Source organism: Trichococcus sp. ES5 (assembly GCF_900067165.1).
Taxonomy (GTDB): domain Bacteria; phylum Bacillota; class Bacilli; order Lactobacillales; family Aerococcaceae; genus Trichococcus; species Trichococcus flocculiformis.
The window spans coordinates 1-9,208 of the sequence record NZ_FJND01000037.1; the positions used below are offsets into that span (position 1 = coordinate 1).

Consider the following 9,208-nt stretch of genomic DNA (forward strand, 5'->3'; position numbering starts at 1 on the left):
CCGAGTTTGGAATCCGCATACCTCCCGGAGTTGGCTGTTGCGCTTCAGTTCCCGGATCAAAGCTGCAACTGTGGGGTGTTGGAACACGAAACTGGCAAGGAAAGCCCGCCACATGGTGAACACAGGATAATCATTCCGCCCCTTCCCACGTTCTTCTTCCAAAAGGGCGATGAGTTTCTCGTCCGGCAATGCATTCAGCACGTCATTTAATTTCTCTAAATCCCCGAGCTGGTTATTTTCAAAAATGGATAATTGTGTTATTCTGTTCATAGAAAAAGCGACCTCCTTAATATTTTGTAGTGACTATATTTTACTGCTATTTCAGCAGTATGGGGCGCTTTTTCTTTTTTTTTTTTTACATTAGTCGCAAAATCCATAAAACAATAGATCGCCAAGGTGAAAGTGCTGTAACAGCAGGCTTTCACCTTGGCGATTTTTATTTTGCTACATCCGCTATCCTTAGAGCCCCAAGGGCTCCAGAACAGCGTAATTGATTCAATAATATATAATTAAAAACTAAAGTATCCTTGTCAACACCGGTTCAAAAATGTTGTTTTTCACCGGTTTGAAAAATGTCGTTTTTCAGCGGTAAGACGATGTTGCTTTTCACCGGCTTCTGCCGAAAAACAACGGGGGACTGTCTTTTTTCACCGGTCGATCACGGAGGATCGTCCGGTGTTTTTTTCTTGGAACGCTGCTCGCGTTCCACCTTGTAGTCTTTCATGCGATATGAGTTTCCGGTGATCTGGAATACTCTAGAATGGTGGATCAGGCGGTCAAGAATGGCTGCTGTCACGGCGCTGTCCTGAAAAACGTCTCCCCATTTGGAAAAGGGAATGTTAGTCGTCAGGATGGTGGAATGCACCTCGTGCCTCAACCGGATCAGTTGGAAGAGGAGACTGGCCTCTTGTTTGGCAATAGGCAGGTAGCCGATTTCATCGATGATTAGGAGCTCGTAGTTCGAATAACGTTTTAAAACCCGTTCGAGTGTTCCTTTTTCATAAGCTGATTGGAGCTTTTGGATCAGCTCATGACAGTTGATGAATATGGCCTTAACGCCTTGATGGCAGGCTTCCACGCCGAGGGCAGTCGCCAAATGCGTTTTCCCGACACCTGAATTACCGATGAATATAATATTTTCGGCTTTTTCAAGAAAGCCCATGTGCTGCAGATCCAGAATTTCATGCCGGTTGATGCTTGGCTGAAAGTAGAAATCGAAGTCTTTGAGTGCACGAATGACCGGAAACCGCGCGTTTTCTACAGCACGCTCCACTTTCCGATCGGACCGAAACGCCAGCTCTCGATTGGTTAATTCCAGTAGGGCTCCGTGAAGGGAATCGCTTCGCGGTTTACGACTTCCTGGTAGTTGGGGAAGTATTCCCGCATCCGAAGCAGACCGAGTTTTTCAAAATTATTGAGGAGTTGGACATGGTTACTCATTGCAGCACCTCCTACACATCATCATACTGCGCCAAAGAATTTTCAATGAACGCATAGATTTCTTCGTCCTCTTTATGCTTAAACACATCAGACTTCAAAATCTCGTAGGCGTCATGAGTGTCGTACGTATAGGATCGCTTTTTTTCACTAATCGGATGCGTTTGAATCAATTCTCCATTATAATAAATGTGTATGAATGCGGTAGTGAGTCGAATTTCGACTTCCTCGCCGATATATTTAATGGGAACGGAGTACTTACTCGTTCGAAATTGGACCATGGATTCTGTGCTGACGATACGGCGAATATCGTCACAACTGTATTCAGCCAACAGTTCAAAATCGAATTCCTGTAGGTGCTCTTTTTCGTGTTCCCATAAGTCGATTGGCCGTTGGTCTGTCGCTTGGGAAACCTCATAATTGAGCTCTTCGGCTAAATCATGGACGTAGTGACATAACTCGAGCTCATCATCAAATTCGCCATTCATAACGCGCAACCGTTCGCAGGTTCTTGCCAAAGCCTCCACTTTTCCTTTTGTCTGAGGCCGGAACGGACGACAAGCGATAGGCTGAAAACTGGCATCCTTACTGAAGGCGTAGAAGGTGTCGTGGAAGACGACCTTTTTGTATTGGGATTTGGCATGATTGACCACTGTTTTCATATTGTCGAACCAGATTTCCCTGGGTACACCGCCGGTTAAATAAAAGGCATCGTTTAAGCACATGAATAACGTATCTTGCTTTTTCTCAAAAGTCAGTTCCAAATATTTCATGCGTGAATAACCCAGCACGTACAAGAAGATATTGAATGTGACGGGCCGCCCGGAACTCGTGTAAAGGGTCATATTCTCCTTCCAATCCACTTGCGCCGACAGACCAGGGTTCGTTTCAATTCGAATTGTTGCCTTCTTGGTTTTTGTTTGTTTCAGTGTTCGGCAATAGTCCCGAAGAATCGTGATTTTTCCTTCGTATCCTCGCCGTTTAAGGAGCGAATAAATCGCCGTAGCGGAACAGCCTTCCGAAACCTTTTCGTCAATCAGGGTCCGATAAGGATCCAATTTACTAGCTTTCTCCGGCACGGGTTTCCTGGGCTTAATCAACTCAGGATTCTGTTGTTCCTCAAAGTGTTTTTTAATGGTACGTGGATCACTGTCGTATTGACGTGCCATCTGTGCAAAATTTGGTTTGATGTCGTTCATAATGTAGAACCTCACTCCTTCTCGAATATCTTTTCTCATGCTCATTACCTCCTTGTGTAGATGAGATGAAATAAGTATATTCAAAAAAATGTATGATTTCCGACATTTTTCAAACCGTTGTTTTCCTACATTTTACTACCGGCGTTAACAGTATCCTATATAAATTGAATTAAAGTAAGTAGCTTTCGTAAATAAAGTTCTAAAAATACAAGTATTCTACCAACGATATGACTCTTTATGTTCATAACTCAAGAGTATTGGGTACGATTAAATAAATATATTTAGTTGACTTTAGTGTCACTTTTCTTTTTAAATGGAAAAAAGCTACCAATTATTTCTTGGTAGCTTTTTTACATAATTTTTTATATTTATTCTAGAGTAACTAATTCTGCTAATTTAGCTACAATTTCTCCCATTGATTCCTCAATAGTACTTAATCCACTCCTCGATCCAAGTAGGGGACTAACTTCTCGCAATTCCTCAAAAGTCGTATTATGTAAAATAGGAACAAGTAAATCGCGAGCTAATAAAGCTGAAAGTTCTTTATCTGCTACCCCTTCTCCTTTAACACGTTTAAGAAATGCAGGTGTAACTAAAACAATTCCGACACGAGATTTTACCAATCCTTTATCAATTTCACGAAGTAAAGATGAACCTAAAAAAACATCCTTTTCACTAAACCAAACAGTTACCCCTTTTTCCTCTAGTAAATCATGTAATTCTTTAGCTGCATATTTACGATCGTCCCATGCATGGCAAAGAAAAACATCTCGTAAGTCAGGTAATTCTGAACGTTCCTCAACTTTTTTGCGTATAGGAGCAAGTGTTCGGATTTCCGTAGGCGTATATAAGATAGTAGAGCTAGCTGAAGACCAACGTGCTTTCCTATTTCGAAGACTATCCGCACTCATACTTGTAGAACCGGAATATGATGGAGAATCTGAAAAATATGAAGGAAATGAGGAGGATCTGTAGTAACTTCCATTACCTCCACATGCTGGACATGCTTCTCTTCCACTTGCTGTGCGATGGCCCTTAACTGGTGCTGTACATCGTGCCATTGTTTTTGCCTCCGGATTAAATTTATTTGTATTAGTACTAAATTAATTCTAGCATTAATTTAGTACGCCTTCAATTTGTATCTAGTCAAAATATATTTAGTTATCTAATACAATTCTAAGTAATTCATTTATATCCCCACTTTTCTCTTGCAAAACACGGCAGTCACAGTCTTAATAGATGAACGTTGTTTTTATAAGAAATCAGTGTCTATTTTATAATCATTATGGTATTAATTATAGTAGAATATCCAAGGTGGATTTTCGTTGTTTCATTGCTTATCAAAAAAAACACAAGATATATCCCTATGTAACGGCACTTTTTTTTAAAAAAAGAACATGCTTTATAAATATTTAATGAATACTAAGTGCAGTGTTTCGTATAAATAAGGAGGCCATATGAATAATAATCAAATAGTTGATATCTTGAAGGATTCTGGTCCTTTACTGAGTAATGAACTTATTAAAAAACTAGTTACCATTCATGGTATAAATGAAGCTACGGCTAGAACAAGAATAAAGAGAGCCGCAGCTTCTCGTGTTATTTCAGTTAGTCCTGCAAAGTTTAAAAACAATAGTAGGTTATATTTTTTAAAGGATCAACCTTTAAAAAATAAAGTTATTGAAATCATGACTCCCATTGATAGTCCAGAATCTCATATTTTCAATGCTTTGTCGGTAGAACACGGATTCCTGTTTTGGGATGAATTTTGCAAACTAACTGCTTGTAGCCTACACGAAATACCTAGAAAAAAAACAGTAGAACAAGTTGTGGAAAATTTGTCAGAATTAAATGTTATTACTGTGGTAAATGCTGATGATGTTAATAATAGATATGTAAAATTCTCGTCAGATTATTTAAACTCTCATTTTTCTGCCAATGATTTAGAATTACGAAGAAGGAGCCTTCATATAAATAGGTCTCTACTAGAAGAGTTAATTAATTGGTTGGAACGTATTTCCATAGTTGGATGGAATACTGGGAAAATATCTAATCACGGAGATTTAGTTGTCTTTAATGGATACCCTTTTGATGCAAAGGGGTTCTCATATATTCTGGGACTATATCGAACAGATAAAAAAGATACATTGTACAATCCCAGCATGGAAAAGGCAGGTTCTCCAGTATTGGTAGACTGTATAGTGTATAGAGCTACAAAAATTTTTGACATTGCCGCTTTTATTAAACGCATCGAGAATGTTAATGGACCAATTAATCTCTCGAAAAACCCTAATTTTAAAACGATCCCAATTTTTTTTGTTAACTACATAGATTCAGATGCTCATGAGTTAGCCAAACGAAAAGGAATTATTATAATTCCTATAAAAGAGGTATTTGATAATAACTTTATTAAGGTATTAGAAAAAATTATGAAGCTGCATACAGAAAATATCACATTAGGTTCCTTGGAAGAGATATTAGAAATAATGCAAATATCCCCTCAGGAAGAGAAAGAACCAAGCGTGGAAACGATGCGCGTTTCCGAGGGTATCTTTAATAATCTTAAGGGTATTGTTTTTAATTTTGTCATTGCCTATATTTTTGCGGAGCTAGGATATACGCAACAAAAAATTGGGACTATTTATAAAGGAATTTTAGAGGATCCTGAGGTTAAAGAACCTTGCGAATGCGACTTAACTTCCGCAACACGGCGATCTGATACAAAGATTATTTGTGAAGTTAAAGTTCGCTCACAGAACCAGTTAATTAAACTGGGAGAAAATAGGGATGAAAAAGATTCTGTCAAAAGATTTTTTGAGAGAACTCATAGAATAATACAAAATCCTATAGATAAGAACCAACTATTTTATATACCTATTTTTATTACTTCCTCAGAATTTGAGGGAAATGCTATTGAGTACATGGATAGAAGGCTGGGAAAAGAAATGAAAACTATAATAGAACGATTAGGTAATATTTTTCCTAGAAAATTATACTACGGTAAAAAGGATTTAATTGAATTATCTAATTATCTAGAATCTGGACAAGAAATTAGACGCATTTTAAATGAGTATTTTTAGATTGAAAATCTATATAAAAATAAGGAACATTGATTGTTATATTCAACACTTATGAGTATTGACTACGATATCCAAGTCCAGCAAAATAAGGGATATCGTAGTGTCATAACTTGTATTCAGATTCCCACCAACACATAACTATGTGGGTGGAAATCCAGGATACAACGTAAAACATGGTTAAGTATATTAATAATCTGAAATAAGATTATTCTATGCAGCATTCCCTCATAAATATAATGTCGTCAATTTCAAATATAAGGTTTTTATTTATAAAGTGTTGCAAGTCATCTTGGGAGTCTAGAGGAAGATCTTTTTCTTCGCCAAAAAAATTAGTATTTTTCAATTGGTCTCTCATACCTTGACCTTTATCAGTATAAAAAGCATTATAGAAGATTACTAAAAGTTCTTTTTCCGAGAAAAGAGCTCTTAAAATCCCAATGTACTCAAGTTTTCTATCAATATCCCTTTCAATATTTTTATTCAAAAATTTAAATATTCTATGAACAAGTCTAAAATAATTACCCAAGGAATCATAATAGTAAGAAATGACTTTTGTGCAACTCATTCTCTTTTCTTCATACGTTAACTCGTCTTGCGGCAATTGCATCAACTCACAATATATTTTGCCTAAATCTTCATTTTGATTATCATAGATTATTTTTAGATTTTCATTCACTATTCCATTAGGTCTAGAATTCAAATCTAAGAACTGAGTAATGAAGTATGTAAAGGCAGACGGATCCAATGGCTGTGGTAAGTTATTTAAAAATTGTTTTTGATGTTTTAATAGAATTAAATAATCATGCTCATTATTTAATTGGTCGTAAGCTCGCTTTATTCTATCTAAATTATCTAAAACATATTTTTTTTGTTTAAAAATATATTTTATCTGCTTATCTTTCTTAATTTGTTCAGGAATTTCTTCTAATATCGTAGAAAATAAGTTGATCTCGTCATCTGCATTTTCAGTTCCCTCACCCTTTAAAAGATCTTCTAATGCCTTGGGGTTACACTTGAAACTATCTTTTTTTCTGAATACGGGAATGATTTCCTTATTCCTAATATGCAAATTGATTAAGTTAAAAAAAGTATTGTCAATTTTTTCATCTTTTATTTGTTGGCGGCTCTCATTAATTTGCTCCTGGGTCAATTCACGTTCAGCCTCTAGCTGTTGCTTAGTATTCTCACGTTCCACATCTATCTGTTTCTGAAATATATATATCGCGCCTGCTACCCCAACAACAGAGCCCATAAATCCGCCCCAAAAGCCAATCCAATCTTGATCAGACCCTGGCAACCGATTAAGCCAAGGTATCCAATCTATGACTCGGATACCTATTGAGATACAAAGGGGCGTAATAATTACTCCTACAAAAAACGCACAAAGTATGGTCTTCCAATTCTCTTTCCAAAAACTAGTTTTTTCTTTTTCCAAATTTTTACTCCTTAAATTCTATTAAAAGTATTGACTTCCATCATAAACGTTATTTTCGCCAAAAAGCTCTTTCGCCTTTTCAATAATATTAGGAATAGAAGATGACATAACCACTGATAAGCTCTTCTTAACCCATGTACAACAAGCGTAACAATGTTTTTAGCGGGTTTTTGTTATATCTTAGTTAGGTGTTTCAGGAACGTAAGATTTAAGTGGTCCCACCTTGAAAGCCTGAATATGTTCTAAACTCCTTAGAAAGTGTCCGTTTCTTTTAGTATGTCCTCTGCAGTCCTTACAGCCTCTCTTAACTCTTCAAGCTTATCTTGCACACGCTTGATTCCTCTTCCTAGTTCAGGAGGAATTGCGCTGGTGTCCACCAGCAGGATTTTTCCTATCGGATAGGTATCGTCTAGTAGTTTCTTCATTTTTTGGTGTTGGATTTCAGTCAGTGCTAGTTTTGACATGATTATCTCTCCTTTAGCTTTATTCCAATTGATATTATGGGCAATGATTCGCTAATAAAGCTTCAAATCGCTCACACTTGTTCAGTAGTCGTTTCCTCTAATTTATTGAGGTAACGATAAATGGTTGTACGCGAAACATTCCATCTTTCGGCAATTGTTTTAATAGGTGTTCCATTATCGATCAACGTCTTCATAAGTTCCAAGTCACTCTTGCTTAACTTTTCCGGGCGTCCACCAAATCTACCTCTTGCGCGTGCAGCTGCCCGTCCGGCTGCTGATCGTTCCAGAATCAGATTCCGCTCAAATTCCGCAAACGCTGCAAACAGATGGAACATTAATTGACCAGTTGAGCTTGATTTATCCATCGTGATATTTTCTTGTAAGCTATGAAAACTAACACCACGATTGTTCAAGCGATTGACGATCGTAATCAAGTCTTCCATATTTCTCCCCAATCGATCTAAACGCCACACCACGAGTGTATCTCCTGAGCGGACAAATTCAATCGCTGTTTCCAGTCCTGGGCGATTACTCTTTGCGCCACTCATGTGATCCGTAAAAACTTTCTCACAGCCAAATTTTTCCAGACTATCTTCCTGGAGATCCAAATTCTGTAATCCAGTAGAAACACGTGCATATCCAATTTTCAAAAAATCACCTGCTTTTTTTATTTCATTGTACCATAACTTTATCCAGGGCGATTAATTGGACATAGATTTTATTATGGGTTTATGGACACGTATTTCAGCTCTTTTAAAGAAAAATCATACCAAAATAGAAGTGTCCAGAAATGAACCATTTTCTGGACACTGCTCTTCGTTTTCCAACACCTGCGAAAGTAGCAACTTATCAATCCGCTCCCCTGTCGGTATTCCACCGTCCGGAAAAAAATATTCGCAAGGAAGGGAACGGGCTGGTTCTGCCATTGGTTTTCCTTTAATACCCAACCATCTTTACCTTATCCCATCCACAATAAAAGCAACCCTCCAGATGGTGCTTTTGTTGTGGATGAAAAGCTTGTATAATGAAATAGCTATCCAGATTCCAGCAAAAGTTCCCAAATCTTTAAGAAAAGTCTATTATTTTTAAAATAATTGGACTTATGTTGATTCTCCATGTACGCTTATATATAAATTGAGTTAAATTGCATTCGTTTTTCCTCCTGTAGGCGTATACTAAAGAAAACACTTGAGGAGTGGGGAACATGGAAACAGAACGCCAAATCCGTGAATTGGAAAAAGCGATGACTACGACAGACAACCGCCGGTTGTACGAGCGTTGCCTGGCAGTCAAGTAGGTTCTCGAAGGCCACACCCGGAAAGAAGCCGGGCACACCATCGGCCGCGACGAGCATACTGTCAGCCACTATGTGAAAAATTACTGCCATAATGGAATCCAAGGTTTAGTCTCCAAAAAACAAAGCGGACGACCTTCACGGCTGACAGATGAACAGGAAGCGGAACTGGTTCAAATCGTCGCCTACCACACTCCGGAGGAAGTAGGTTTCAAATCCCGTGCCAATTGGACATTGGCGATTGTGTGTGACCTGATTCTCCGGGAATGGGGTTATGGATATACGCAAAAAGGCGTGGC

The 9,208-nt window shown here is 37.9% G+C and carries 9 protein-coding genes and 1 pseudogene; 3 read left to right on the plus strand and 7 right to left on the minus strand.

All coding sequences use genetic code 11. The annotated features are described in order from the left end of the window. From TES5_RS14355 to TES5_RS14370, 4 genes and pseudogenes are all read right to left on the minus strand, one after another. Positions 1–270, minus strand: a 270-nt coding sequence (locus TES5_RS14355) for a transposase (protein WP_198143373.1), incomplete at its 3' end; no start/stop codon positions are given. A 388-nt stretch (positions 271–658) separates the two neighbouring features. Next, positions 659–1,440: pseudogene (gene istB, locus TES5_RS14360) on the minus strand (IS21-like element helper ATPase IstB). A gap of 11 nt (positions 1,441–1,451) precedes the next feature. Further along, entirely contained in the window at positions 1,452–2,675 is a 1,224-nt protein-coding gene (gene istA / locus TES5_RS14365) for an IS21 family transposase (protein ID WP_068562665.1), read from the minus strand. A gap of 329 nt (positions 2,676–3,004) precedes the next feature. After that, the gene (locus TES5_RS14370) at positions 3,005–3,697 is read right to left on the minus strand and encodes a toll/interleukin-1 receptor domain-containing protein (RefSeq protein ID WP_068562666.1); all 693 of its coding nucleotides are present in this window, start codon (positions 3,695–3,697) and stop codon (positions 3,005–3,007) included. Between the two features lie 396 nt (positions 3,698–4,093). Here TES5_RS14370 and TES5_RS14375 point away from each other — a divergent pair, with 396 nt between their 5' ends. Beyond that, positions 4,094–5,716 carry a hypothetical protein gene (locus TES5_RS14375; protein WP_068562667.1) on the plus strand — a complete coding sequence of 541 codons (1,623 nt, stop codon included), beginning with the start codon at positions 4,094–4,096 and terminating at the stop codon, positions 5,714–5,716. Between the two features lie 205 nt (positions 5,717–5,921). Here TES5_RS14375 and TES5_RS15085 read toward each other — a convergent pair whose 3' ends face one another. The 3 genes from TES5_RS15085 to TES5_RS14390 all read right to left on the minus strand — a co-directional run bounded on the left by TES5_RS15085 (position 5,922) and on the right by TES5_RS14390 (position 8,265). Further along, on the minus strand, positions 5,922–7,151 hold the full coding sequence (locus tag TES5_RS15085) for a putative phage abortive infection protein (RefSeq protein ID WP_083546589.1): 1,230 nt from the start codon (positions 7,149–7,151) through the stop codon (positions 5,922–5,924). A gap of 251 nt (positions 7,152–7,402) precedes the next feature. Continuing rightward, positions 7,403–7,615, minus strand: coding sequence for a hypothetical protein (locus TES5_RS14385; RefSeq protein ID WP_068562668.1), 213 nt, complete (start codon positions 7,613–7,615; stop codon positions 7,403–7,405). Between the two features lie 71 nt (positions 7,616–7,686). After that, complete coding sequence (locus tag TES5_RS14390; protein ID WP_068562669.1) at positions 7,687–8,265, minus strand: recombinase family protein; 579 nt, start codon at positions 8,263–8,265, stop codon at positions 7,687–7,689. Between the two features lie 55 nt (positions 8,266–8,320). Between TES5_RS14390 and TES5_RS15290 the strand changes: the two genes are divergently transcribed. Then, a complete protein-coding gene (locus TES5_RS15290) occupies positions 8,321–8,704 on the plus strand; it encodes a hypothetical protein (RefSeq protein ID WP_157080421.1) in 384 nt (127 codons plus the stop codon). A 247-nt stretch (positions 8,705–8,951) separates the two neighbouring features. Then, positions 8,952–9,208 (plus strand): helix-turn-helix domain-containing protein (locus TES5_RS14395; RefSeq protein WP_232309438.1); only part of this gene is annotated, 257 nt, incomplete at its 3' end.